Source organism: Pseudomonas sp. GW460-LB5, from assembly GCF_059423245.1.
The window spans coordinates 38682-62489 of sequence record NZ_JBWKXT010000007.1; the positions used below are offsets into that span (position 1 = coordinate 38682).

Sequence of the window (23808 nt, forward strand, 5' to 3'; positions counted from 1 at the left end):
GAGCCTGCAGCACCTCTTCATTCCACCCACGCGAGGTCAGGCCATGAACATTCCCATTCCACCGGAAACCCCCGATCCCAACATCGACGACCCCAGCTTGCCACCGCCCGTGCCGGAAAAAGAGCCGGACGAGCTGCCGATCAAGCCAACCATGCCGCCGACGGTGGGTGACCCGCCGAGCCAGGAGCCACCGGTAAAGGCTTAAGGATAGACAAGGTTTTTATGCAGCATTGGCTGGTCTGTGGGCGGGTAAATCTGCCGAGAGGCCAGCCAAGCCAACGCATCAACCTGCAGATAGCGCCGAGATCTCCGCCACGCTGATCTCCCGCATGCGGAATTTTTGCACCTTGCCCGTCACCGTCATCGGGTATTCGTCAACAAAGCGGATATGCCGCGGCACTTTGAAATGTGCGATGCGTCCCTTGCACCAACCCTGCAGTTCCTCGACCGTGGCGTGGTGCCCGGGATGCAGCTTGATCCAGGCCACAATCTCCTCGCCATAGCGGCTGCACGGAATGCCGATCACCTGCGCATCAGCCACTGCCGGGTGGGTGTAGAAGAACTCCTCCAGCTCACGCGGGTAAATATTCTCGCCGCCGCGAATGATCATGTCCTTGTTGCGCCCGACGATACGCACATAACCGTGCTCATCCATCACCGCCAGGTCGCCCGAGTGCATCCACCCGGCCGGGTCGATGGCGTCCGCCGTGGCTTGGGGGTTGTCCCAGTAACCAAGCATCACACTGTAGCCGCGGGTGCACAACTCGCCGATCTCACCGCGCGCGACGATGCAGCCATCGGCGGCTACCAGCTTGTTTTCCAGCTGCGGCTGGGTACGGCCGACGGTGGTCACGCGCAGCTCCAGGTCATCGTCCGGGCCGGTCTGCAGCGACACCGGGCTGGTTTCGGTCATGCCGTAGGCGATCTGCACTTCTGCCATGTGCATCTGGTCGATGACCCTACGCATCACTTCGATCGGGCAGGTGGCACCGGCCATGATGCCGCTGCGCAGGCTTGACAGGTCCATCTGCGCACGCGAGGGGTGATCGAGCATCGCGATGAACATGGTCGGCACGCCGTACAGGATACTGGCACGCTCCTCGGCCACGGCGCGCAGGGTGAGCTCGGCGTCGAAGGCGTCGTTGGGGTAGATCATGGTGCTGCCGTGGGTGATGCAGCCGAGGTTGGCCATGACCATGCCGAAGCAGTGGTAAAGCGGCACCGGGATTACCATGCGATCGCGGGCCGTCAGGCCCAGGCTCTCGCCGACCATGAAGCCGTTGTTGAGGATGTTGTAGTGGCTGAGCGTGGCGCCCTTGGGCGCACCGGTGGTGCCGGAGGTGTACTGGATATTCACCGGCTGGTCGAATTGCAGGCTTTGCTGGCGGGCAGTACAGGCATCGGTCGATGTCTGCCCTGCCCGCTCGGCCAATGCGTGCCAAGGCAGGAAGCCGGCAGGCGGGTTGGCGGCCAGGCTGATCACGCCGCGCAACTCAGGCAGGCGCGGACTGGCCAGTTCACCGGGCGTGGTACTGGCCAATTCTGGCACCAGCTCCTGGACCATGGCGTGATAATCAGACGCCTTGAAGGCATCGGCGCACACCAGCCAGCGACAGCCGGACTGACGCAACACATAGTCCAGTTCGCCCACGCGATAGGCCGGGTTGATGTTGACCAGGATGGCGCCGACCTTGGCACTGGCCAACTGCAGAATGCACCACTGGGCGCAGTTGGGCGACCAGATGCCGACACGGTCGCCGGTGTTCACGCCCAGGGCCATCAGCGCACGGGCATGCACTTCGACCTGTTCGGCCAACTGCCGCCAGCTGTAGCGCAAGCCCTGGTGGCGCGACACCAGCGCCTCGCCATCGGCACAGCGAGCCACCGTGGCATCGAAGGCCTGGCCGATGGTCTGGGTCAGCAAGGGTTGGTCCTGGCGACCGCGGGTATAGCTCGGTTGACTCATGGGTGTCCCTTCTTGTGGTTGTTCTGGGCACGACTGAAGCAAGCGGGAATACTCTGGCGCAGATTTACGTTTACGTAAAGGTGATGAGTAGATTGACAGTCACACCAGGCAGGTTTACGTTAACGTAAAGGTGATGAACGACATCTGACCTATGGCTTGACGTCGACCCTTGTGGGAGCGGGCGGTGAGTCCATAAGCGCCGATGTAACCCAATTTCAAGAACAAGAAGGTGCCCCAGCATGCATTACCCCTCCCTGAACTTCGCCCTGGGCGAAACCATCGACATGCTCCGCGACCAGGTGCGCACCTTCGTCGCCGCCGAACTGGCCCCACGCGCTGCGCAAATCGACCATGACAACCTGTTCCCCGCCGATATGTGGCGCAAGTTTGGCGACATGGGCCTGCTGGGCATCACGGTGTCGGAAGAGTACGGCGGCGCCGGCCTGGGCTACCTGGCCCATGTAGTGTCGATGGAAGAAATCAGCCGTGCCTCGGCCTCGGTGGCACTGTCGTACGGCGCCCACTCCAACCTGTGCGTCAACCAGATCAACCGCAACGGCACCCATGAGCAGAAGCTCAAGTACCTGCCCAAGCTGATCAGCGGCGAGCACATCGGTGCGCTGGCCATGAGCGAGCCGAACGCCGGCTCCGACGTAGTCTCGATGAAGCTGCGCGCCGAAAAGCGCGGCGATCACTACGTGCTCAACGGCAGCAAGACCTGGATCACCAACGGCCCCGACGCCAACACCTACGTGATCTACGCCAAGACCGACCTGGACAAGGGCGCCCACGGCATTACCGCGTTCATCGTCGAACGGGACTGGAAAGGTTTCAGCCGCAGCAACAAGTTCGACAAGCTGGGCATGCGCGGGTCCAACACCTGCGAACTGTTCTTCGATGACGTGCAAGTGCCGGCAGAAAACATCCTTGGCCAGCTCAACGGCGGCGTGCGCGTGCTGATGAGCGGCCTGGATTACGAGCGCGTCGTGCTGTCCGGTGGCCCGACCGGCATCATGCAAAGCTGCATGGACCTGGTGGTGCCCTACATTCACGACCGCAAGCAGTTCGGCCAGAGCATCGGCGAATTCCAGCTGATCCAGGGCAAGATCGCTGACATGTACACCCAACTGAACGCCAGCCGCGCCTACCTGTATGCCGTTGCCCAAGCCTGCGACCGTGGCGAAACCACGCGCAAGGACGCCGCCGGGGTCATCTTGTACACCGCCGAACGCGCCACGCAGATGGCCCTGGAGGCGGTCCAGATTCTTGGTGGCAATGGCTATATCAATGAGTTCCCGGCGGGCCGCCTGCTGCGCGATGCCAAGCTGTACGAAATCGGTGCCGGCACCAGCGAAATCCGCCGGATGCTGATTGGCCGCGAGCTGTTCAACGAAACCCGCTGAGCATAAAGGACGGGCGCACATGGCTACCTTGCACACCCAGATCAACCCGCGTTCGACGGAGTTCGCCGACAACAGCGCGGCCATGCTCGAACAGGTCCAGGCCCTGCGCGGCCTGCTCGCCCAGGTGGCCCAGGGCGGCGGGCCCAAAGCCCAGGAGCGGCACACCTCGCGTGGCAAGCTGCTGCCGCGCGAGCGCATCGACCGCCTGCTGGACCCGGGCTCGCCATTCCTCGAAATCGGCCAACTGGCTGCCCATGAGGTATACGGCGAAGACGTGCCCGCCGCTGGCGTGATCGCCGGCATCGGCCGCGTCGAAGGCGTGGAATGCATGATCGTGGCCAACGACGCCACGGTCAAAGGCGGTTCGTACTACCCACTGACGGTCAAGAAGCACCTGCGTGCGCAAACCATCGCCCAGCAGAACCGCCTGCCGTGCATCTACCTGGTGGATTCGGGCGGCGCCAACCTGCCGCGCCAGGACGAAGTGTTCCCCGACCGCGAGCATTTCGGGCGGATCTTCTTCAACCAGGCCAACATGAGCGCCCAGGGCATCCCCCAGATCGCCGTGGTGATGGGCTCGTGCACAGCTGGCGGCGCCTACGTACCGGCCATGGCCGACGAAGCGATCATGGTACGCCAGCAGGCAACCATCTTCCTCGCCGGCCCGCCGCTGGTAAAAGCCGCCACTGGTGAAGTGGTGAGCGCCGAAGACCTGGGTGGCGCCGATGTACATTGCCGCACCAGCGGCGTGGCCGACCACTATGCGGATAACGACGAGCACGCCCTGGCCATCGCCCGGCGCAGTGTGGCCAACCTCAACTGGCACAAGCTGGGCAAGCTGCAGCGCCTGGCACCGGTGGCGCCGCTGTACGCCGCCGACGAGCTGTATGGGGTGGTACCGGCGGATGCCAAGCAACCGTTCGACGTGCGCGAGGTGATCGCGCGGCTGGTCGATGGCTCGGTATTCGATGAGTTCAAGGCACTGTTCGGCACCACCCTGGTGTGCGGCTTCGCCCACCTGCACGGCTACCCGGTGGCGATCCTGGCCAACAACGGCATCCTCTTTGCCGAAGCCGCGCAAAAAGGCGCGCACTTCATCGAGCTGGCCTGCCAGCGTGGTATTCCGCTGCTGTTCCTGCAGAACATCACCGGCTTCATGGTAGGCAAGAAGTACGAAGAAGGCGGCATCGCCAAGCACGGCGCCAAGCTGGTCACCGCCGTGGCCTGCGCCCAGGTGCCAAAGTTCACGGTGATCATCGGTGGCAGCTTTGGTGCCGGCAACTACGGCATGTGCGGCCGCGCCTACGACCCGCGCTTTCTGTGGATGTGGCCCAACGCACGCATTGGCGTGATGGGCGCCGAGCAGGCCGCTGGCGTGCTGGCGCAGGTCAAGCGCGAGCAAAGCGAGCGCAGCGGCCAGCCCTTCAGTGCCGAGGACGAGGCCCGGCTCAAGCAACCGATCCTCGACCAGTACGAGCACCAGGGCCACCCCTACTATTCCAGCGCCCGCCTGTGGGACGACGGCGTTATCGACCCGGCACAAACGCGCGATGTGCTCGGCCTGGCATTGTCTGCCGCACTGAACGCTCCGATCGAACAGAGCCGCTTCGGCATTTTCCGGATGTGACCCATGAGCGATTTCAGCACCCTTGAAGTAACCCGCGACCCACGCGGCTTCGCCACCCTGTGGCTGAGCCGCGAGGACAAGAACAACGCCTTCAACGCGCAGATGATCCGCGAGCTGATCGTCGCCATCGACCGACTGGCCGAAGACGCAAGCCTGCGCTTTGTGCTGCTGCGCGGCCGTGGCCGGCACTTCAGCGCCGGTGCCGACCTGGCCTGGATGCAGCAGTCGGCGCAGCTGGACTTCAACACCAACCTGGATGACGCCCACGAACTGGGCGAACTGATGTACGCCCTGCACCGCCTCAAGGCCCCTACCCTTGCCGTGGTGCAAGGTGCCGCCTTTGGCGGCGCGCTGGGCCTGATCAGCTGCTGCGACATGGCCATCGGCGCCGAAGATGCCCAATTGTGCCTGTCGGAAGTTCGCATCGGCTTGGCCCCGGCAGTCATCAGCCCGTTTGTGGTCAAGGCCATTGGCGAGCGTGCCGCGCGCCGCTACGCCCTTACCGCCGAGCGTTTCAGTGGCGTACGGGCCCGCGAGCTGGGGCTGCTGGCCGAGGTGTATCCGGCCAGTGAGCTGGACGCCCAGGTCGAAGCGTGGGTGAACAACCTGCTGCAGAACAGCCCGCAAGCCTTGCGCGCCACCAAGGACTTGCTGCGCGAAGTGGACGACGGCGAACTCAGCCCAGCCCTGCGTCGCTACTGCGAAAACACCATTGCCCGCATCCGCGTCAGCGCCGAAGGCCAGGAGGGCCTGCGCGCTTTCCTGGAAAAACGCCGCCCCGCCTGGCAAACCGATGACAAGAAGGAACCGCGCCCATGAGCCGCCCCGCTTTGACCACCCTGCTGGTCGCCAACCGTGGCGAAATCGCCTGCCGCATCATGCGCACCGCCAAGGCCATGGGCCTGACCACTGTCGCCGTGCACAGCGCAACCGACCGCGACGCCCGGCACAGCCGCGAAGCGGATATCCGCGTTGACCTGGGCGGTACCAAGGCCGCCGAAAGCTACCTGCTGGTCGACAAGCTGCTGGCCGCTGCCAAGGCCAGCGGTGCCCAAGCCATTCACCCGGGCTATGGTTTCCTTTCCGAGAACGCAGGCTTCGCCCGGGCAATTGAACAGGCCGGGCTGATCTTTCTCGGCCCACCGGCCAGCGCCATCGACGCCATGGGCAGCAAGTCGGCGGCCAAAGCGCTGATGGAAGCCGCAGGTGTACCGCTGGTGCCGGGCTACCACGGCGAAGCCCAGGACCTGGACACCTTCCGCGCCTCCGCCGAACGCATCGGCTACCCAGTGCTGCTCAAGGCCAGCGCTGGCGGCGGCGGCAAGGGCATGAAAGTGGTCGAGGAAGAAAGCCAACTGGCCGACGCCCTGGCCTCAGCCCAGCGTGAAGCGCAGTCATCGTTCGGCGATGCGCGCATGCTGGTGGAAAAATACGTGCTCAAGCCGCGCCATGTGGAAATTCAGGTGTTTGCCGACCAGCACGGCAACTGCCTGTACCTCAACGAACGCGACTGCTCCATTCAGCGCCGCCACCAGAAAGTGGTAGAAGAGGCCCCTGCCCCTGGTCTGTCTCCCGAACTGCGCCGGGCCATGGGCGAAGCAGCGGTGCGTGCGGCTCAGGCGATCGGTTACGTGGGTGCCGGCACCGTGGAGTTCCTGCTGGATGCCCGTGGCGAGTTCTTCTTCATGGAGATGAACACCCGCCTGCAGGTGGAACACCCGGTCACCGAGGCCATTACCGGCCTGGACCTGGTGGCCTGGCAGATCCGCGTGGCCTGCGGCGAGCCCCTGCCGATCACCCAGGAGCAGGTGCCGTTGATCGGCCATGCCATCGAAGTGCGGTTGTACGCCGAGGACCCGGCCAACGAGTTCCTGCCGGCTACCGGCAAACTGGCGCTGTACCGGGAATCGGCGCCTGGCGAGGGTCGGCGGGTGGACAGCGGGGTCAGCGAAGGCGACGTGGTGTCGCCGTTCTATGACCCGATGCTGGGCAAGCTGATTGCCTGGGGTGAAAACCGCGAACAGGCACGCCTGCGCTTGCTGGCCATGCTAGACGAGTTTGCGATTGGCGGGTTGAAGACCAACATTGCCTTCCTGCGCCGCATTTTGGCCCACCCTGCGTTTGCGGCGGCAGAGCTGGACACCGGATTCATTCCACGCCACCAGGACGTGCTGCTGCCAGCGCCAGGTGCGCTGCCGGCGGGCTTCTGGGAGGCGGCAGCCGAAGCCTGGCTGCAAAGCCAGCCCGGGCATCAGCGCGATGACGACCGCAGTTCGCCATGGGGTGCGCACAACGGCCTGCGCTTGGGCCTGCCGGCACGCAGCAGCCTGCACCTGTTGAGCGGCGGGCAGGACCAGGCGGTTGCACTGGAGCGCAGCGCTGCGTCCACCTGGCAGTTAGTGGGCGAGCAACTGGTGCACGATGAGGCAGGTGTGCGCCGCCAGCATTTGGCGATTCGCCGCGACGGCACGCTGTACCTGCACTGGGATGGCGAGATGCACGCCATTCAGGCCTTCGACCCGATTGCCGAAGCCGAGGCCAGCCATGGCCATCAAGGCGGCCTGGGTGCGCCCATGAACGGTAGCATCGTGCGGGTGCTCGTCGAGCCGGGGCAGGTGGTTGAAGCCGGTACGGCACTGGTGGTGCTGGAGGCCATGAAGATGGAACACAGCATTCGTGCGCCGCATGGCGGGACGGTGAAGGCGTTGTTCTGCCAGGAAGGGGATATGGTCAGCGAAGGGACGGTGCTGGTCGAGCTGGCTGAGTGAGGTAAGCGGGGTCCACCGCCTAGCTCGGACGGCGAAAGTTTGCGCGATCACTGTGGGAGCGGGCATGCCCGCGAACACCGGCAAAGCCGGTGCCATAAACCGCGTTGGATTCTTCGCGGGTGAACCCGCTCCCACAGGGCCAGCGCAATGCTTGAGATCGGCACCGTACTTGTGGGAGCCCCGCTTGGCGATGGGCTGCGCAGCAGCGCCGGCTATCTAGAAGGCCCCATGCACCCGCACGACCACCCCCAGGAACTCGCAGCCCTCTTCACACAGGATTGTCGGATAGCGCGTATTCAACGGTTTGAGCATCTTGTCGCCACCCTCCTCGACCAACTGCCGCAACACTGCAGGCCGCCCCGGCTGCCGCGCAATCACCAACCTGCCGGGTTCTGCCTGCAGGCCCGTGTCCACCAGCACTCGCATGCCCTCAGGCACGCTCTTGCCACTGGCTGCATTCATCGAGTCGTTTTCCACCACTAGCCAGAACGCATTGCCTGCGGGCATGTAATCCGTCTGTTCGTGGCATTTGCCCGCTTCAGGCAAAGGCCCCTGCAAGTCAGCCCAGGTCAGAACCGGGAAGCGGAAGCTTGCATAAAGCAGCGCTTGGGCTGATACCGGGGGCTCGACCGCATAGCGCCCAGGGGCTTCGCGCAAGATGTCACGCTCTACCACCATGACTTGTGCTTCCAGAAACACCAGGCCAAGTTTCTCGAGCTTTTCGTTTATGGTTTCCAGCGTCGGCCGCCGCGTGCCACGTAGCCAATGACCCACGCCACCCTGAGTCATGCCCAGCCGTTCGGCCAGCTTCAGCTGGCTGAGGTTGTGTTCGCGCTTGTAGCGCTTGAGAAATGCGTTCCAGTTTTCCATGAGCGGAAACAATACGGACTGTATTATCCGCAGCAATACACAATCTGAATTATTTATTTGATCATAATCAGTACAGATTGACCTATCCTCTGATTCCATTGTGTTTAAAGGGAAATCACAAGGTATCGCGATGAAACCACCGAAAAACGACGAAACAGATCTCGACAGCGAAGCCGCCCGCCGCGCCCTCGACTACTACCTCAATCCCAAGCCACAGCGCCCTACCCTGGACAACAAGATCTGGACCCTGCACGAGAGCGTCACGAGCGACCAGGCCCAGGAACATGCCATCGCCCTGCTGCGCTGCGCCGCCGCCACCGCGCAGGAAACTGCCAGCCACCAGCATGGCAGCCAGCGCGAACTGACCTACGCGTTGATGCACATGATGGACATGGCCCGCGCCCTGCTGGAGCACAATCGCGCCGCAGATCCGGAATTCTGAAGTAAAAAAGAAAGGGAGAGAACGTGATGGCCTGGAACGGCAAATGCCCCGATTGCCGGGACAAGGAAGCGCATCGGTAAAACTTTTTTACCGAAATGGATAAAAATCATTTGACTGGCAAATGATAACGATTATTATTGCACTCAGCTGATCGCGAGACCAGCTGGATAACCTGGAGCTTAGGTCGCTCTCAGATTATCTCCTCATCAGGCTAATCACGGTTTTTGACCCGGCTTTTTGCCGGGTCTTTTTTTTGGCTCTTCAGGCTAATGAAGATCGTAATGGCGCGCATGATAGCAAAGGTGTTTCAGGGCGTGAACGCTCATTACAAAACTTTGCGGAATCAGCACTTGAGAATCAATCTCGTTTCGCCTACGCTGGTTCCGCATCAAGGAAGATGCCCCCACCCCTCCCCCTTTCATGCAAGGAGCTGTCCATGACCCGTCTGCTACTGCCCCTTGAGCACCCAACGCCTGTTACCGAACACGATCCCGATCGCGCCTTGCTGCATGCGCTCAAGCGGCTGCCACGGCGTGTGCAGCAAGTGTTCCTGCTCAACCGCCTCGACCAACTGGACTTTGCCAGCATCGCTGCCCGCCTCGACTTGCCCCTGGCGAGCATCGAGCAAAACATGGACCAGGCGCTGCAGGCCGGGCGCTCACGCCGTGATGTGCTGTCGAGTGTTGCCGGGCAATGGTATGTGCGCTTGCAAAGCCCACAGGTGACCGCTTGCGAACGGATCGACTTTCGTCGCTGGCTGGATGCGGATACGGCAAACCTGCAAGCGTTTCACGAAACCGAACTGCGCTGGCGCAGCCTGTTGGCCCCGGCACGGCAACTGGGCCATGACGGCTGGTACCGGCAAGGCCGGGCGGCGCTGTCGCTGGGTGGGTGCTCGATTGCGGTCGGGCTTGGCGTGGCGGCGTTGGTAGTGTTTGGTCTCTGGGCCTGATTACGCACCCGTACGTCGGTCAAAAGCGCTCGGCCGGGTCTGTGGTCATGAGCATCTGCTGGAAGCGCTCCAGAAAGATCGACTCGGCTTGGGTAAACTTCTGTTCCCGGTTCCACAGCAGGTACACGTTCACATCGATCACCCCGTCCCACGGCGGCAGTCGCCACAGCTCATTGGCCTGGACATCCGCCGCGACGATGTGCTCCGGCAGGCAGCCGATGCCGTAACCGGCCCCCACCAGCCGCAGAATTTCATCCAGGCTCGGTGACGATGCAACAATACGCCCGGTAAACCCCTGCTGATCACGAAACACCGTCAGCGGCGACAGGTTGCCGCCCATCTGGTCACTGGTGAAGCTCACAAAGTTCTCGCCCTGCAGATCCGCCAGGGTGAGGTTCTTGCGACCGAACAAGCGATGGCGCTTGCCACAGAAAAACGCGTAGCGTTGTTCTAACAGCACCCGTTGTTCAAGCCGGGGCTGGGGCGTGCGGCACAGGCTCAGGCCGAACGAGGCGGTCTTCTGCAACAAGCCACTGGCCACATCCGAACTACGCAGCACATCGATCTCCACCTCCACCTGGGGGTAGTCACTGTGGAATTGTGCAAGAAACTCATCATACACGCGGGACTGGATACGGCTGATGCTCAGCAGGCGGATCTTGCCCGTCACTGTTTCGGCAGGGCGGTCCAGCGCAGGCCCCAGCCGCGAGACCGTGCCGTATAGCTCGGCAGCGATCTGCATTACCTCCTCCCCCGCCTGCGACAGGTTGATGCGTGGCCCGCGGCGTACCACCAAGGCACTGCCCAACTGCTCCTCAAGACGCCTCAGCGCCTGGCTTACCGCCGGCTGGCTCAAGTGCAGCCGTGCCGCAGCGCGGCTGATACTGCCCTCCTGGCCGATCACCAGAAATGTTCGCAACAGGTTCCAGTCGAGGCGATCGTTGAGGAAACGCTTGGCTTCGGGGTCCCTGGTGAAGGGCGTTGTCGTCGGCATCATTATTTGTTGATCTTATACTGGAGTATTCGAATTAGAAGCTTTTCCTAGCATAGGACCTGGCCCAATATCTGGCAACGCACCACCAGGTGCCTTTGTCATACCCGTGCTGAGGGTTCTCCCCGAACTGGGCGATTGATCGCACGCGTTACCAAGAGGTGATCCATGAAAGCGTTTTTCCATCCAGCTCAACGCCTGCACCACCCCCGCTCCTATCTGTCACGTGGGCAGATGCGCCAACCACAGGAAGTGCCGGCACGCATCGAACCGCTGCTGGCAGTGGTCAATAAGCTAGGCTACCCGCTGTTCGAGCCCGCTGACCACGGCCTGGCGCCGCTGGCGGCGGTGCATGGCCAGGCGTATCTGGACTACCTGGGCAGCGCCTACCAGCAGTGGCATGAAGTGCCGGAAGACTGGGGCGATGAGGTGATGTCCAACATCTACATCCGTGAAGGCAACCCGTTGCGCGGCATCCTCGGCAAGACCGCCCGCTACCTGGCCGATGGCAGTTGCCCGATCGGCGAGCACACCTGGCAGGCCGCCTACTGGTCGGCGCAGAGCGCAGTGGCCGCAGCACATGCGGTGATCGAAGGCGACCAGGCCGCTTATGCGCTGTGCCGGCCGCCAGGGCACCATGCCCGCGCCGAAGCGGCGGGTGGGTTCTGCTATCTGAACAATGCCGCAATCGCCGCCCAGGTGCTGCGTGGCAAGTTCGACAAAGTGGCCATGCTCGACACCGACATGCACCACGGCCAGGGCATCCAGGAAATTTTCTACGAGCGCAACGATGTACTGTACGTGTCGATTCATGGCGACCCGACCAACTTCTACCCCGTGGTCGCCGGGTTCGATGATGAGACCGGAGCGGGTGCAGGAGCAGGCTTCAACCTGAACCTGCCCATGGCACACGGGGCCAGCGAAGCGGATTTCTTAGCCTGCATGGACCAGGCGGCAACAGCGCTGCACGCCTTCGCTCCCGACGTGCTGGTGCTGTCGCTGGGCTTTGATATCTACGAAAACGACCCCCAATCCAAGGTCCACGTCAGCCATGAAGGGTTTTACCTTCTGGGGCAGCGGATCAAGGCGCTGGGCCTGCCTTGCGTGGTGATCCAGGAGGGTGGCTACGACATTGCGACCCTCGATGAAAATGCCTCGCGCTTTTTTGCCGGGATGGCTGCCTAAGGCAACACCCGTGCGGCGCCGAACCTGAGCGACACGCGAGCTTGTGCAGCAATAATCGACTACGGGCTGGTCCACTCCAGCTCAACCACCACTGGGAAGTGATCCGAGGGAAGCACGCCGTTGATGAGGCGATCGTCGGTAACGAAGCTGCGCGCATGGAAGCCGCGCTCCAGCACCCAGTCCACGCGCACTGTGGCCTTGCCGGTGAAACCATGGAAGGTATTGCTTGGCCCCCGCGGGGTTTTCACTACAGGACGGGTATCCTGCAATACGCGGGAAAGCGCCAGGTAAGCCGAACTGCCGGGTTCAGCATTGAAATCACCTGTTAGCACCACGGGCACGCCAATGGGTAATTTGTCGACGCGAGCGGCGATCAGCTCTGCCCCCTTGACCCGCGCCGTCTCATCCTCTGCGCGATAAGGCAGATGAGTATTCAGGAAATAGAAACGGCGGCCGTCCTCGATCCGACGGAATAACGCCCAACTGACCATGCGAGGAAAGAGATTGCCCCAGCTGACGCTCCCTGCAACGTCAGGCGTGTCCGACAGCCAAAAGTCACCCCATTGTTCCGCCGTCATCTGCGTGCTGTCGTAGAACACACCCATATGTTCATCGCCGTCGCCGCCGCGTCGCCCCTCCCCGAACCAACGGTAGCCGGGAAGGTGAGCTGCCAGATAATCAGCCTGCTCCTGCACGAGCTCCTGAGTACCGATAACAGCGGGCTGGACATCCAGAATCATCGTGACCATCGCGGCCCGACGGTCTTCCCACCGCTTACCAGGCGCAGCGTCGACCGGTGTGCGCACATTGAATGACATGACCTTCAACGATTCGGGCAGCCCTGCCCAAACATTACCCGGCAGTACAAGTATCAGCAGCGCCAGCAGTATAGGTTGATAGATGGACACCCTCATGGAATCCCTCCGTAGATCCGCATAGGGGGTAGGCTACTGATGAAGGCACATCAGGTTCACACATTACCTCTGCGGGTCAGCGCACGCCCTGACGACGTTTTTTAACTCATCAACATTCGCTCGCTTACGCGCCTCTCGAGCAATGACTTTGAATCGCGTGACGCTTTGTGTCCACTAGCAAAAATGACAGGTCAGTTCAAACTCGTGCCGGGCAGCATTGGCATTGCGCCAACCTGCTTGGTTTACGAAAAAGGCAGAACCTCGGCAAGCACGACCCAGCCGTGAAGCGCGGCTGGTGTTTATAAGCACGATCGAGATCGAGGATGAGACTCAAGGTAAAACCAAAGCAAGGCGACTGAGGGCGTAGATAAGAAAAAATCAATTGCCAGGCACTGTAGTCCAGCGTGTTTGACCTGGGAACTGCCTCCCCTATATGCAGTGACTGACAACACATTTTGCTCATTTATGCCAAGCAGGCGCAACGATAAAGTTGACTATCAAGCTGGGGTTTACTGTAATCCTATAGTTTGTTGAACGTGGCAGGTCCCGCTACGTGTATTCCTACACGGAGGTTAGATGCTCAACAGGACCACAGACGATTGGGAGCGATTGCGAGAGTTACCGGCATTGCTCAAGGAGCTCCCTCATCTCGCTGCAGGGTTGGGATTTACCTTCTACAGCTTCAGATACACCAGCCCCCCCTACGAGCTCCACTCAGAAAACCTCTTGCCCGGCGGACGCAGGATCGTCCAGGCGGCATTGGATTTTCGACCCCCTTATCTTCAAAGCTCGGACATCCCATTGTTATGGGAACCCAAAACATTCGCCAAGGGCCCGGCTCTGTGGTCGCAGGCTCGGGAACTGGGCCTTTGTCATGGGTGGTTACAGCCTGTGCATCAAGGGGTTATCCGCAGCTGCCTGGCCCTGCTACGCCCCCACGTCAGCATGTCTATTACAGAGCTTTATGAGAAAGCTGCCGGCGTCATGTGGTTGACCGAACGACTGCACCTTGCCGCCGGACGCGATGCAGCTGTCAGGTCAAAGTCAATTTCCCTGGGACTGGGATAGTCAGAACAACGTGTTGAAGCGCCCGCTGGCCCCACAAGGGCGAAGGTGTCAATGAGCGGCGTTTCGATGAGGCTCGACATGTAACAGCCGTCCCGCGTGCTGGTGCTCATCCACTCCTGCTATTCAAGTAACTCACCACCACCATCTTCAGCCATGGACGGGTGACGCTTTGTCTTGACCGCAAGCGCCAAGGCTTGATGCATATCCAGCCGTGCAAACTGCTCAACTGCGCAAGCAACATTGTTCGAGCAAGCGGCAGCTCTGATCGGTCGCGTCGGCCCAATGCGGCGTGCCTGATCAGGTCTGGCAATCATCGGCAATGCACTCTGGCGTAACAAGTGCTTGATTTGTCGTGGGGTGAGATCAGGGTTGATGGAAATCATCGCAGCGACCACGCCAGTGACCAGGGCTGCGGCATACGAAGTGCCACACCCTCCACCCCGCCCGGCCCTCACCGCAGTCGATCGAGAGGGATTCGGACACGCGGCAGCACTGATGTCGATACGAGGGCCAACGTTTGAACTGCTACGAGGCACTGCGAAACGAGGGTCAGCCACATCCACAACCTGGCGACTTCGCTGATGCCCACCCACTACTACAAGCTGAGCTGATGACAATGATGCAGGCAGATGATCATCGGTAGTGGAGGCGCTATTACCCGCTGAATTGACCACCACAACGCTCGAATGCCGGTGTTCTAACCAATCAAAGAAACGCCTCAATAACAATTCGTACCCGGCCATTGCCTCGTCGGTGCGGACGTTGATATCTACAGGTTCGCCCCTCAGGTTGAGCGTTCCTATCCGGTGAACCCCCCAGCTCCAATTGAGCACCCGCGCACCGTCTTCAACAAGGTTCACCGAAGCAGCGATGCGAGCCGTAACACCTGACGCTGCGCCGCGATCCACAATGATGTCGAAGCGCCCGCCCACGGCACCCAACCGACTTAGAAAAGCCACATTGCCGCGCGGATACAGGCGAGCCGCAAGTATTCCGGCAACCACTGAGCCGTGCCCGTTTATCGCAGAACTGTGGCGGGCGTAAAGGCACGTGCCGACGCCTTTGCACGGCGCTGCAAACGCCGAGAAATCAGTCGATTCAAAATTGACACCCTTCTCTACCACGCCGACTACCACGTTAGTTGGCTGAAAACTCCGCCCTTGCTCACGAACATTGTGCTTGAAGGCCTCCACTGCCTGCTCGAGTTTGTTGGCGATCCACCCCGCCTGGTCAGGCGGCTCGATGATTCGTTCAGGATCTTCCGGTCGCTCTGGGTTGTCATCCTCCACTACGATCCCCTGCACGGCAGGGTCGCTTTTCATGCTGCTCACGATGCTGTGACGCGCTGCCAATGTGCGAGCGCGCAGACGCACTTGAACGACATTCAAAGGCGGTATCACCCCAACGATGTCCACGTCGTACTGAAGCGCAATCCTTCGCGTCTCCAGCAGGCCGTTAGTATTTTCACGCAAGATCAAACTGATCAAATCCAGAGCAGTCACCACCCGGTCATTGATAGTCACGAGACGGTCTTGGCTGGGAGATTGCACCCAGCTTTGCCTTGTGCTGAGCCAGACCGCGTTGCTCGTAAACCCGCCAGCACTTAGCCAAACCGGGCCACTGTTCACCCCCTCAGCTAAGTTGAAGCACAGGGAATCCCGCTGCTGCTTGACACGCGATATGGGCAAAGTAACTCCATCGACCACCACAGCTGGAGGTGCCTGATTCACACCCCGCACTTGCGCGCACCATTTTTGAAAGCCGGCCGTGTCGCCACGACCATAAGGCGCGAGGTCATCTATTCGTAACGTGTCGGAAGCTTCAGCGCCGCAGGTCAGGAGGATCGCCGCCCAAGCCGTTAACAACATTCGTCCGTTCATTTCTGCCACTTCCCTGTTGCTGTGAGGAAGTGCCCGACGGTTGTTCTTGTGACTCGCGCAGCTCAGCCTCCTCGCTGACCATGACCCTAAATCGCTTGGCGAGGCCTGCCTACTGGTAAAAATGTCAGTCCTGCGCCAGCGGCTTCAAGCTCCGAAGCCGTCCAACTGAATGGCTTTAAAGTGGAGAAATAGATCTTCACTACCGCCTGCTGGCGTAAATCAGCCCGATGATTTCCGTGGCCGGTGATCGCTGGCTACCCGAATGAGACCGATCAGCACCTAGGTTCCAACTTACTCTGCGCCGAAGGTTACGACACTGTAGCCAAATTCGTGCTCTTGACGCCTGGTGTGCGTCTCGGGATCTTCCACCCTTACCCGGTCGTCGTCATGCACGATCAGCACATGGCTGTCGTCAAGTACCTCCACACCCTCGGGCTTGTGGTTGAAGGCCACCACAGCCCCTTCTTCAAGCCTGACAGGCTGAGGCTCACCAAGCTTAGAGCCTTCAAACGGCAACACCCACAAGAAGCCGCCAATCTCTTTCTGGCCGACCTCCTTACCGTCTCGCTCGTAACTGGTAACTGCGTAAAGGCGGTCTTGGTTGTAGCGGTCAAACTCGAGCCCAGAAAGCCCCAACTCAGGATACGCCCCTGCCTGCATACCCAGTTTTTCGACCAGTTGGTCAGGCGTCAGGCTCAAAACAATCTCAAATTGGTCGCCAAGCTGAACGCCCTGCTCATTGATGGAGCAAGAAATTGACAGCAATAAAAACGAGAATTTTGCTTGTTTGCTCTCTTTACCATGCTTACGAATACCTATCAGCAAACGGTCGCCAGGCGAAGTAGAAATCGCCTCAATCTGATAATAAGACGAGCCTACGGCTTCGTTAATTTTCGCCCGCAAAGATTGCGAGTTTGTCACCTGAGTGCCCGTTGATACAGAGATGACCTTAGCATTTTTTGGTTCGCTCACTGGCCAGTAGAGCAACGTATTGAGGGCGTCATTGGAAGGATTGTTGAACGCAGTGATGGCGATGACATACTTCCCATCCAGCGTGGTTGTAAGGCCTTCAAACTTGTCTGCCTTGAGCAGCACCGTTCCCTCTAGATAGGAGGGCGTGCCGACGATACGATGATCATCAAGTGCCATTGTAAAAATTGCAGGACCGCCAGGCCTAGGCATTTTCTTGTCATTAGCAAGGATGAGATTTTCGCCGACTCGCGCCACACCCGAAACTTCACAGTTCACACCGTTACCGGCCGTGAAACAGGGGGCCAGATAATTCTGCACAGCTTTAGCAGGTATACCAACTGGAGCAGCGCTTGGGCTCTGCAGGTGAAGCATCAGGCCCGCGACTGCGAGTGATTTGACAAGTCTGTTCATAGGTCCCACTCCTTGTATGCGACATTCCGTGTGAAGGAACAACATACATAGAATTGGACCTATGAAAAACTGGCAATTTTGACAGGTAGTGGTTTTCCGGTCTTCACGGCGGCGACCTTGTATAGCGCGTTCAGCCGCGGATTGTTCTAATGGCAGCAATGCATCCTTTGACAATACGTTCCGCTTGATCATCTGAAATACTACTATTCATCGAAAGCCGAACCAACGCGGCAACAGATGGCGCCCGCCCCACACTGCATTCAAACGCTCTTGTACATACGACTTCACTCTGGTACTGACAAAATCTGGCAGCCTTGGTCCGGCGTCGTTATCTATAGGCTTCATCACACTCACCCAGCCCGTTGCCCTTGATCATATGAATCCGCTTTCATCAAATTGACTACTGGCGAAAATATCAGGCAAAGATCTGATATTTTTTAGGCGGTACCTTGAGATGAAGCCAGACTGGCTTATATGGCCGAAACCGGTCGTTCGGCGGTCGGATAGCTAAATGGCCGAGGGAAATAGCCTGTGAGGGTGGGATTCTGTCCAAGTCGATAGACCTGCTGTTTCGCGCCGTGCGAGCCAGCCTGTGCCTGCCGTTGGCAATGACGGAACTGGGGGGAAAAACCGCGCGTCATACCCTCATGCAGGGACACGGCATCACCGAACTCGGCTCATGACATCGACCGTGCACGTGGCAACGAGCCTTTAAAGCGGGTTAACCAGGAACTGTCAGGAGCGACACCATGCGCAAACGGATAACGGCGCAAAACCTGAAATGGACCTGCGGTTGGCTCGCTGTCGCGGGTCTGGCTCTGTGCTGGTGGCTACCGCTACCCTTACACCCCGCTGCCGATAGCGGCCCACCGTGGATCTATGGCAACCCCGAAGCACGCTTTACGGTCACGCTCTATACCAACCTTGAATGCCCCCATTGCCGGTTCTACCTGCCCCAACTGCAGCGCTGGATCGTCACCAACGATCACGTCAACCTGGCCTGGCCCGATCTGCCGTTGCCACAAAACGAGCCTGCATCCAGTCGCGAAGCGCGGCTGCTCGAATGCGTAGGCCAGCCCGAAGGCCCAGAGGGCCTGTGGGGGGCAGGTGTCTGGGTCTACCTGCACTCGCAAAGCAACGGCCAGGGGTTGGCCACCGTCAGCACCTCTTCCGGTGGGACGCCAGGCCTGCAACGCTGCCTGGCGGGTGAAGCGGTGGCTCAAACCGCGGCCCGCCAAAACACGGAAGCCTCGCAGAACGGATTGAACGCCACACCGACTCTGCGCCTGATCGACAATCACACCCAACACACCGTGATCCTGGAAAGCCCCATCGAACCCGATGCGCTGCTGTCCGCAGTGGACCTGTTGAGCGCACCCGAACTTTCCGAAATGCCTGCGGACGTGATAAGCGAGATGCCCAGGTAAGCCACGTTCGGTACGGCGCTCAGCAACGCGTCGCGGTCTTTGTACCTAAAATTCAGGGCTACCTGCCTACGGGCTGGACGCTGCGTGGCCTGATACAGACTGCCGCCCATCCCTCTGCATCAAAACAGCGAAAACGGATAGTTGAGGACCAATCGGTTTTCATTGAAGCTTGTATGGGTGCCCCAACCCCGACGTAACGTCGAGTTCCGCCATTTGATATTCAAGTCTTTGAGCGCGCCAGACTGGAACACATAGGCCAGTTCGGTCTCCCGCCCCCACTCCTTGACACCGGTCTCACCCCCAATATGAATACCGCTACCTTTGATATAGCGGTTCATAAGCACCAGGCCCGGAACGCCCAACGCCACAAAATTATAATCGTGGCGCACCTGCCAGGAACGCTCATTGGCATTTTCGTAGCTGGAGCTAAAGCTGTCGTTGGCCAATGAGCCACCTGAAGTGCCGTTGACTTTCATCCAGCCGTCCTGGCCGGAAACCTTCTGCAGGCCTATGTAAAAGGTGTTCGCACCGTGCATCGCGGAAAACAATCCAGACCAGGTCCGGTTGTCGAGACCACCCGCCAATGATCGCCCGTCATCCTTCCCCGTGAACCATTGGACGTTGGCAGCCAGTGTCCATGTGCCAATGGGCTGGCTGTGAGTGATCTGGATCATCTGCTGGCGGTAGATATCCTTCAACTCAGCGCCCCAACCACCGAGCAACGTCCGCTTGTCGTTGAACGTGTACTCACCACCCACAAAGTTGAACCGATCCGAAAAGACGCCCGGCTTCTGGGCAAGGAACATATCGTCCATGCTGGCATCGTTTCGTGGGCTGTTGGCTCGGAATTGGCCGCCATACAAAGTGAGATTTTCGATCTCTCGAGAAGTGACCTGCGCACCTCTGAACGTCTGCGGCAACGAACGCCCGTCATCGGAACGCAAGATCGGTAGTGTAGGCATCCATTCGCCGACCTTGAGCTCCGTAGCGGAGATCCTGACTTTGCCTGCAATGGCCAGCCGCCCATAATCATCTGCCGCTTGGCCATCGTCATGAATCGGCAGCAATTGGGTCCCCGGCGTGCCACGGCCACCGTCCAGTTTCACAGCGTAAAGACCCATGGCGTCCAGTCCAAAACCTACCAAGCCTTGGGTGAAGCCGGACTTGTAGTTCAAGATGAACGCCTGGCTCCACGCCTCGGCCTTACTTTGAGTCGCGGAGTCGCTGACATAGTTGCGGTTAATATAATAATTACGCAGGTTCAATCCTGCCGTTGAATCCTCTACAAACCCGGTTTCGACTGCCTGTGCGCCGATTGCAGTACTCAGCAGCGGCACGGCGATAAACACGTTTGCGTGAATGAAAATAGAGCCGGATGCGCGGATTTTCATTTTTATTTTTCCACAACAGATAGTTAATTGAAACGCAGCCCTTCACGCCGAACATTCATTCAACGAGGTTTTAATTCTTGTTGTCGTTTGACGCATCACCCTTGAATAGCGTTTTTTTTCGCACGCACTGCAGCGCCGGGACGCTGGCCGAAAAAGAGCGCGCCCGCAGCGTGCTTATCTGCACGCGCGGCGCACCCAAAGGAGCAAAACGCGGAACGTTGTTTGCTTAGTGCAGCTCGGCAATTATCACCCGGCGCTGGAAGGGGTCTTGCAGCGGGTGTATTCCAGTTGATAAAGCGTCGTGGCAAGTTGCGGTTCAGGTTCGTCCAGCACGTTGCCAACGGCCTCGACCAGTTGCGCTCTGGCATGCCCGACATAGTCTGCGGCACAGCCTTCGATGATGATGATCCAGGATGGGATTTCAGTACCCTCCGATCGGGCCTTTTTCTCCGCAGTCTCAACCTTGCTGACGGCCTCATCGGCGGTGCAAAGGTGGATCCCCGTGATCCCCTGAGCATCGGCCAGTGGAGGCAGCACCTGATCACGCAACGCCTGGAGAACGTCTGCGTGGCGTTCGGCGGTTACATTGAAGCGCAGGGTGACCAGGTAGGCGCCATTTCCTACGCCGGCGGTGTAGTGCACGTCACAGATCGATCGAGCAACATTGCGATACGACTGCACGACTTTCTGTGTCCAGGGTGTCGGCGCATTGAGGCGAGCCAGGTAATCTGCCCCCCCTAACACCCCGACGGTATCGGCCTCGTACAGATTGAAATAGAGAGGCCCCGCATCGAGCGCGATGTATCGCCGTCCCCGCTGAAAACCAGGGATCGCCGCGCGCTCTGGCATGTGCTCACGGTTATGCCACTCGTAGAACTCATCCCGCGCCTCGGGCAAAAGATCATGCCAAATTGCGACTACGCCTGTTCCTGCAAAACTCATATCTTTTACTCCGGGGTCAATCAACGTTAGGGTAGCGACCGTCAACCCAGGCTGCGCCCATCTCCGAAACATAGGGAACTACAGTCTGGCACTGCTCGCCCAACCCCGTTCCACCTACACGCATGACGTCCCCGGCCTTGAGAAACACATGCGGCTTCTGGCCCAGGCCTACGCCGGGCGGTGTGCCGGTGATGATGACGTCACCCGGCAGCAGGGGCATGAAACGACTGAGGTAGGACACGATGTGAGCCACGCTGAAAATCATCGTCCGAGTGTTACCGTTCTGATAACGCTTGCCGTTCACTTCCAGCCAGAGGTCGAGGTTCTGCGGGTCGGCGATTTCATCACGAGTCACCAGCCAAGGGCCAAGTGGCGCGAAGGAAAAGCTGCTCTTGCCCTTTGTCCATTGCCCTTCGTACTCAAGCTGATAGGCGCGCTCGGAGACATCGTTTGCCAGGCAGTAACCGGCGATATGATCCAGCGCCTTGCTTTCCTCTACGTGCCAGGCAGGTGAACCAATCACGATGGCCAGTTCGACCTCCCAGTCGAGCTTCTTTGCATCACCCGGCAGGATCACAGGGTCATTTGCACCACTGATCGCCCCGGTGTGCTTGTTGAACACCACAGGTTGGCTCGGAATGGGCGTGTTGGTTTCGGCGGCGTGGTCAGAATAATTGAGGCCGATACAGATCAGGTTCGGCACGCTGCCCACGCACGGGCCCAAACGTGTCCCGGCCGGTACCAGTGGCAGGCGCTCAATGTCGATGCCTCGTAGTTTTTCGAGACTGGACGGTGCCAGCGCTGCGGCATCGATATCATCGACGATGCCAGAAAGATCCCTGACCTGTCCTCGAGCATCCAAAATCCCAGGCAGTTCTTGTCCTGGCAAACCGAAACGAACCAAGCGCATACGTTACTCCTCAAGCGTTGAAAAAAAGACAGACAGAGATCCTGCCTCGCCGAACTGGATGTCCAGCGGCTGGTGGGTGGGAACTTCGAGCAGCCCTGCATAGGACCCGGTGATAACGACCTGACCCGCTTGCAGATCGATGCCATGTGCAGAAAGAAAATTTGCCAGCCAGACAATCGGTGAGACGGGGTCTTGATCCGGGTGAGTGCCGGCAATGCTCACAGGCTCTACACCTGGATGACTCAGGGTTACATCGAGGTGAGTGGGCAAATTGTTCGCGTTCAGCGAAATGGCACGTGGCCCCAGCACTAACCCATGGTTGAACAACCCGTCAGCCAGCAACTGCTCGAACGGGACTTTCTGCGGATCGGTGTACCGACAGTCGATTACCTCGAGTGCCAGGTGTACCTGGCCGATGGCCCGCGCAATGTCATCGGCCGTGTACGGCGCCGCGCGGGCAGGAAGACTGGCGCCCAACACGCAAGCAAGCTCGGGTTCGATTCGCACTGTGGAAGTTGCGAAGCCCAGGGGGTATCGGTCGCAACTCACGATGCTATCGGTGTAGATGGGCGCGACTATCCACTTGCCAGGTTTGGGCAATGCGCATTTCCATCCGCCCACTTTTTTCCCGGCCAGCACACCGACATGCTGCTGTATCTGGAAGCCTTGCTCCAGGCTCAGTGACGCCTCATTGCAGGGCAGAGCATCTAGTCGATTACCCGTTTGGCGTGCTTTCGCGAGGTACGCGGCGGCTTGCATAAGGGTGGGTTCACGCGCATCAGCTGATTGACTGCACTGATCCATGAGCTTCACCCCTGCACGCTGGGTTGCCGAGGCCATACCGTCCCGAGCTTGTTCGCAGCATCCTCGAGCAGTGCATGCAATTCGTCATAGCGGTCTGGATGCATCCGTAACACCGGGCCGGCAATACTCATGGTCCCGACCACAACTCCCGACGGGATCATCTTCACCGGCACCGCGATAGCCCACACACCGGCCTCAGCCTCTTCCACAACGAGGCCATAACCTCGTGACCTGGTCGCCGCCAAATCGGAAAGCAAGCGTTCAACGGTATTGATAGCCTTAGGGCCTTTGCCTACACCCAGGTCTTTGCCCAGACCGTCGCGGATAGCGATTTCGACAGCTTGCTCGTCAGGCATGGATGCAAGCCAGGCTTTGCCGTTTGCAGTGGTGTACAGATTGATTGGCTGATCCATGGCTGGCGAGTACATCAACCCAGGTGCAGCGCCTTGAGCCGAGGCGAGCCAGGACAAACCGCCCTCGCAGACGACAGTCAGGCGTACCAGCTCATGGGATAAAGACGCTACGTTTTCGATAATCGGCTGCACAAGCTCCGGCAGCCCGATGCCGTTCAGGTAACGCTGCCCTAAAAGCGCCAGCTTGAGTGTCAGCCGGTATTGGGAGGTCGCCTCATCCTGCTCGGCCCAGCCTTGTTCTACCAACTGCGCAAGCACACGGTGGGCCGGCCCCTTTTCCATCCCCAGTTCACCTGCAATATCAGACATTCGCATCCAGCGGGCCTCACGAGCCAGCAGCTCGATAGCCTCAAGGCAGCGATCAACAGCACCTTTAACGACTCTCATGGAATTCTTCTCAGCTGGTTATGAGCAGCGCCAACCAAAATGTCACGCTGTTCTATTTGGAACACAGTTACAATAGTAAGCACCG

20 protein-coding genes are annotated in these 23808 nt (G+C 59.7%); 9 read left to right on the forward strand and 11 right to left on the reverse strand.

The window, feature by feature from the left end:
- Positions 1-43 precede the first annotated feature (43 nt).
- The gene (locus AC07XM_RS06790; protein WP_016488167.1) at positions 44-205 is read left to right on the forward strand and encodes a hypothetical protein; all 162 of its coding nucleotides are present in this window, start codon (positions 44-46) and stop codon (positions 203-205) included.
- A gap of 78 nt (positions 206-283) precedes the next feature.
- Here the strand turns inward: AC07XM_RS06790 and AC07XM_RS06795 are convergent, their stop codons facing one another.
- Entirely contained in the window at positions 284-1966 is a 1683-nt protein-coding gene (locus AC07XM_RS06795; protein WP_023048822.1) for an AMP-binding protein, read from the reverse strand.
- A gap of 239 nt (positions 1967-2205) precedes the next feature.
- Here AC07XM_RS06795 and AC07XM_RS06800 point away from each other — a divergent pair, with 239 nt between their 5' ends.
- From AC07XM_RS06800 to AC07XM_RS06815, 4 genes are read left to right on the forward strand one after another with little or no spacing between them, the layout of a single operon-like run.
- A complete protein-coding gene (locus AC07XM_RS06800; protein WP_102688952.1) occupies positions 2206-3369 on the forward strand; it encodes an isovaleryl-CoA dehydrogenase in 1164 nt (387 codons plus the stop codon).
- Between the two features lie 19 nt (positions 3370-3388).
- Positions 3389-4996: a carboxyl transferase domain-containing protein gene (locus tag AC07XM_RS06805; protein WP_102688953.1), complete on the forward strand. Its 1608-nt coding sequence runs from the start codon at positions 3389-3391 to the stop codon at positions 4994-4996.
- Positions 4997-4999: 3 nt separating this feature from the next.
- A complete protein-coding gene (locus AC07XM_RS06810; RefSeq protein WP_016488171.1) occupies positions 5000-5815 on the forward strand; it encodes a gamma-carboxygeranoyl-CoA hydratase in 816 nt (271 codons plus the stop codon).
- Complete coding sequence (locus AC07XM_RS06815; RefSeq protein ID WP_102688954.1) at positions 5812-7764, forward strand: acetyl/propionyl/methylcrotonyl-CoA carboxylase subunit alpha; 1953 nt, start codon at positions 5812-5814, stop codon at positions 7762-7764. Before AC07XM_RS06810 ends, AC07XM_RS06815 begins: the two co-directional genes overlap by 4 nt.
- Positions 7765-7980: 216 nt before the next feature.
- On the opposite strand, the gene AC07XM_RS06820 is transcribed toward AC07XM_RS06815, so the two are convergent.
- Positions 7981-8634: a LexA family protein gene (locus AC07XM_RS06820; protein ID WP_016488173.1), complete on the reverse strand. Its 654-nt coding sequence runs from the start codon at positions 8632-8634 to the stop codon at positions 7981-7983.
- A 130-nt stretch (positions 8635-8764) separates the two neighbouring features.
- On the opposite strand from AC07XM_RS06820, the gene AC07XM_RS06825 reads away from it, so the two are divergent.
- Positions 8765-9076: a DUF6124 family protein gene (locus tag AC07XM_RS06825; protein WP_016488174.1), complete on the forward strand. Its 312-nt coding sequence runs from the start codon at positions 8765-8767 to the stop codon at positions 9074-9076.
- Positions 9077-9512: 436 nt separating this feature from the next.
- Positions 9513-10028: a DUF4880 domain-containing protein gene (locus AC07XM_RS06830; RefSeq protein WP_016488175.1), complete on the forward strand. Its 516-nt coding sequence runs from the start codon at positions 9513-9515 to the stop codon at positions 10026-10028.
- Positions 10029-10047: 19 nt separating this feature from the next.
- Here the strand turns inward: AC07XM_RS06830 and AC07XM_RS06835 are convergent, their stop codons facing one another.
- Positions 10048-11025 (reverse strand): LysR family transcriptional regulator, encoded by a 978-nt coding sequence (locus AC07XM_RS06835; protein WP_016488176.1) that lies wholly within the window; start codon positions 11023-11025, stop codon positions 10048-10050.
- Positions 11026-11187: 162 nt separating this feature from the next.
- On the opposite strand from AC07XM_RS06835, the gene AC07XM_RS06840 reads away from it, so the two are divergent.
- Entirely contained in the window at positions 11188-12204 is a 1017-nt protein-coding gene (locus AC07XM_RS06840; RefSeq protein WP_016488177.1) for a histone deacetylase family protein, read from the forward strand.
- Positions 12205-12263: 59 nt separating this feature from the next.
- Here the strand turns inward: AC07XM_RS06840 and AC07XM_RS06845 are convergent, their stop codons facing one another.
- The 3 genes from AC07XM_RS06845 to AC07XM_RS06855 form a co-directional block, all read right to left on the reverse strand.
- Positions 12264-13118 carry an endonuclease/exonuclease/phosphatase family protein gene (locus tag AC07XM_RS06845; protein WP_023047563.1) on the reverse strand — a complete coding sequence of 285 codons (855 nt, stop codon included), beginning with the start codon at positions 13116-13118 and terminating at the stop codon, positions 12264-12266.
- Positions 13119-14305: 1187 nt separating this feature from the next.
- The gene (locus AC07XM_RS06850; RefSeq protein ID WP_256596917.1) at positions 14306-16066 is read right to left on the reverse strand and encodes a S8/S53 family peptidase; all 1761 of its coding nucleotides are present in this window, start codon (positions 16064-16066) and stop codon (positions 14306-14308) included.
- A 291-nt stretch (positions 16067-16357) separates the two neighbouring features.
- Positions 16358-17449, reverse strand: coding sequence for a hypothetical protein (locus tag AC07XM_RS06855; protein ID WP_102688956.1), 1092 nt, complete (start codon positions 17447-17449; stop codon positions 16358-16360).
- 749 nt (positions 17450-18198) lie between these two features.
- Here AC07XM_RS06855 and AC07XM_RS06860 point away from each other — a divergent pair.
- Positions 18199-18876 (forward strand): DsbA family protein, encoded by a 678-nt coding sequence (locus AC07XM_RS06860; RefSeq protein WP_060516998.1) that lies wholly within the window; start codon positions 18199-18201, stop codon positions 18874-18876.
- A gap of 119 nt (positions 18877-18995) precedes the next feature.
- On the opposite strand, the gene AC07XM_RS06865 is transcribed toward AC07XM_RS06860, so the two are convergent.
- The 5 genes from AC07XM_RS06865 to AC07XM_RS06885 form a co-directional block, all read right to left on the reverse strand.
- Positions 18996-20267: an OprD family porin gene (locus AC07XM_RS06865; RefSeq protein ID WP_102688957.1), complete on the reverse strand. Its 1272-nt coding sequence runs from the start codon at positions 20265-20267 to the stop codon at positions 18996-18998.
- A 246-nt stretch (positions 20268-20513) separates the two neighbouring features.
- Complete coding sequence (locus AC07XM_RS06870; protein WP_016488184.1) at positions 20514-21209, reverse strand: hypothetical protein; 696 nt, start codon at positions 21207-21209, stop codon at positions 20514-20516.
- A 16-nt stretch (positions 21210-21225) separates the two neighbouring features.
- On the reverse strand, positions 21226-22119 hold the full coding sequence (locus AC07XM_RS06875) for a fumarylacetoacetate hydrolase family protein (RefSeq protein WP_060516994.1): 894 nt from the start codon (positions 22117-22119) through the stop codon (positions 21226-21228).
- 3 nt (positions 22120-22122) lie between these two features.
- Entirely contained in the window at positions 22123-22923 is an 801-nt protein-coding gene (locus tag AC07XM_RS06880) for a 2-keto-4-pentenoate hydratase (protein WP_172455916.1), read from the reverse strand.
- A gap of 5 nt (positions 22924-22928) precedes the next feature.
- Positions 22929-23723, reverse strand: a complete 795-nt coding sequence (locus AC07XM_RS06885) for an IclR family transcriptional regulator (RefSeq protein ID WP_016488187.1) — start codon at positions 23721-23723, stop codon at positions 22929-22931.
- Positions 23724-23808: the final 85 nt, after the last annotated feature.

Bases quoted from the DNA above. Each gene is read 5' to 3' on its own strand.
- AC07XM_RS06815 (WP_102688954.1), top strand. From the start codon at position 5,812: ATGAGCCGCCCCGCTTTGACCACCCTGCTGGTCGCCAACCGTGGCGAA.
- AC07XM_RS06805 (WP_102688953.1), top strand. From the start codon at position 3,389: ATGGCTACCTTGCACACCCAGATCAACCCGCGTTCGACGGAGTTCGCC.
- AC07XM_RS06875 (WP_060516994.1), bottom strand. From the start codon at position 22,119: ATGCGCTTGGTTCGTTTCGGTTTGCCAGGACAAGAACTGCCTGGGATT.
- AC07XM_RS06830 (WP_016488175.1), top strand. From the start codon at position 9,513: ATGACCCGTCTGCTACTGCCCCTTGAGCACCCAACGCCTGTTACCGAA.
- AC07XM_RS06835 (WP_016488176.1), bottom strand. From the start codon at position 11,025: ATGATGCCGACGACAACGCCCTTCACCAGGGACCCCGAAGCCAAGCGT.
- AC07XM_RS06790 (WP_016488167.1), top strand. From the start codon at position 44: ATGAACATTCCCATTCCACCGGAAACCCCCGATCCCAACATCGACGAC.
- AC07XM_RS06800 (WP_102688952.1), top strand. From the start codon at position 2,206: ATGCATTACCCCTCCCTGAACTTCGCCCTGGGCGAAACCATCGACATG.
- AC07XM_RS06880 (WP_172455916.1), bottom strand. From the start codon at position 22,923: ATGGATCAGTGCAGTCAATCAGCTGATGCGCGTGAACCCACCCTTATG.
- AC07XM_RS06810 (WP_016488171.1), top strand. From the start codon at position 5,000: ATGAGCGATTTCAGCACCCTTGAAGTAACCCGCGACCCACGCGGCTTC.
- AC07XM_RS06820 (WP_016488173.1), bottom strand. From the start codon at position 8,634: ATGGAAAACTGGAACGCATTTCTCAAGCGCTACAAGCGCGAACACAAC.
- AC07XM_RS06850 (WP_256596917.1), bottom strand. From the start codon at position 16,066: ATGAACGGACGAATGTTGTTAACGGCTTGGGCGGCGATCCTCCTGACC.
- AC07XM_RS06840 (WP_016488177.1), top strand. From the start codon at position 11,188: ATGAAAGCGTTTTTCCATCCAGCTCAACGCCTGCACCACCCCCGCTCC.
- AC07XM_RS06860 (WP_060516998.1), top strand. From the start codon at position 18,199: ATGCGCAAACGGATAACGGCGCAAAACCTGAAATGGACCTGCGGTTGG.
- AC07XM_RS06825 (WP_016488174.1), top strand. From the start codon at position 8,765: ATGAAACCACCGAAAAACGACGAAACAGATCTCGACAGCGAAGCCGCC.
- AC07XM_RS06855 (WP_102688956.1), bottom strand. From the start codon at position 17,449: ATGAACAGACTTGTCAAATCACTCGCAGTCGCGGGCCTGATGCTTCAC.
- AC07XM_RS06885 (WP_016488187.1), bottom strand. From the start codon at position 23,723: ATGAGAGTCGTTAAAGGTGCTGTTGATCGCTGCCTTGAGGCTATCGAG.
- AC07XM_RS06865 (WP_102688957.1), bottom strand. From the start codon at position 20,267: ATGAAAATCCGCGCATCCGGCTCTATTTTCATTCACGCAAACGTGTTT.
- AC07XM_RS06870 (WP_016488184.1), bottom strand. From the start codon at position 21,209: ATGAGTTTTGCAGGAACAGGCGTAGTCGCAATTTGGCATGATCTTTTG.
- AC07XM_RS06795 (WP_023048822.1), bottom strand. From the start codon at position 1,966: ATGAGTCAACCGAGCTATACCCGCGGTCGCCAGGACCAACCCTTGCTG.
- AC07XM_RS06845 (WP_023047563.1), bottom strand. From the start codon at position 13,118: ATGAGGGTGTCCATCTATCAACCTATACTGCTGGCGCTGCTGATACTT.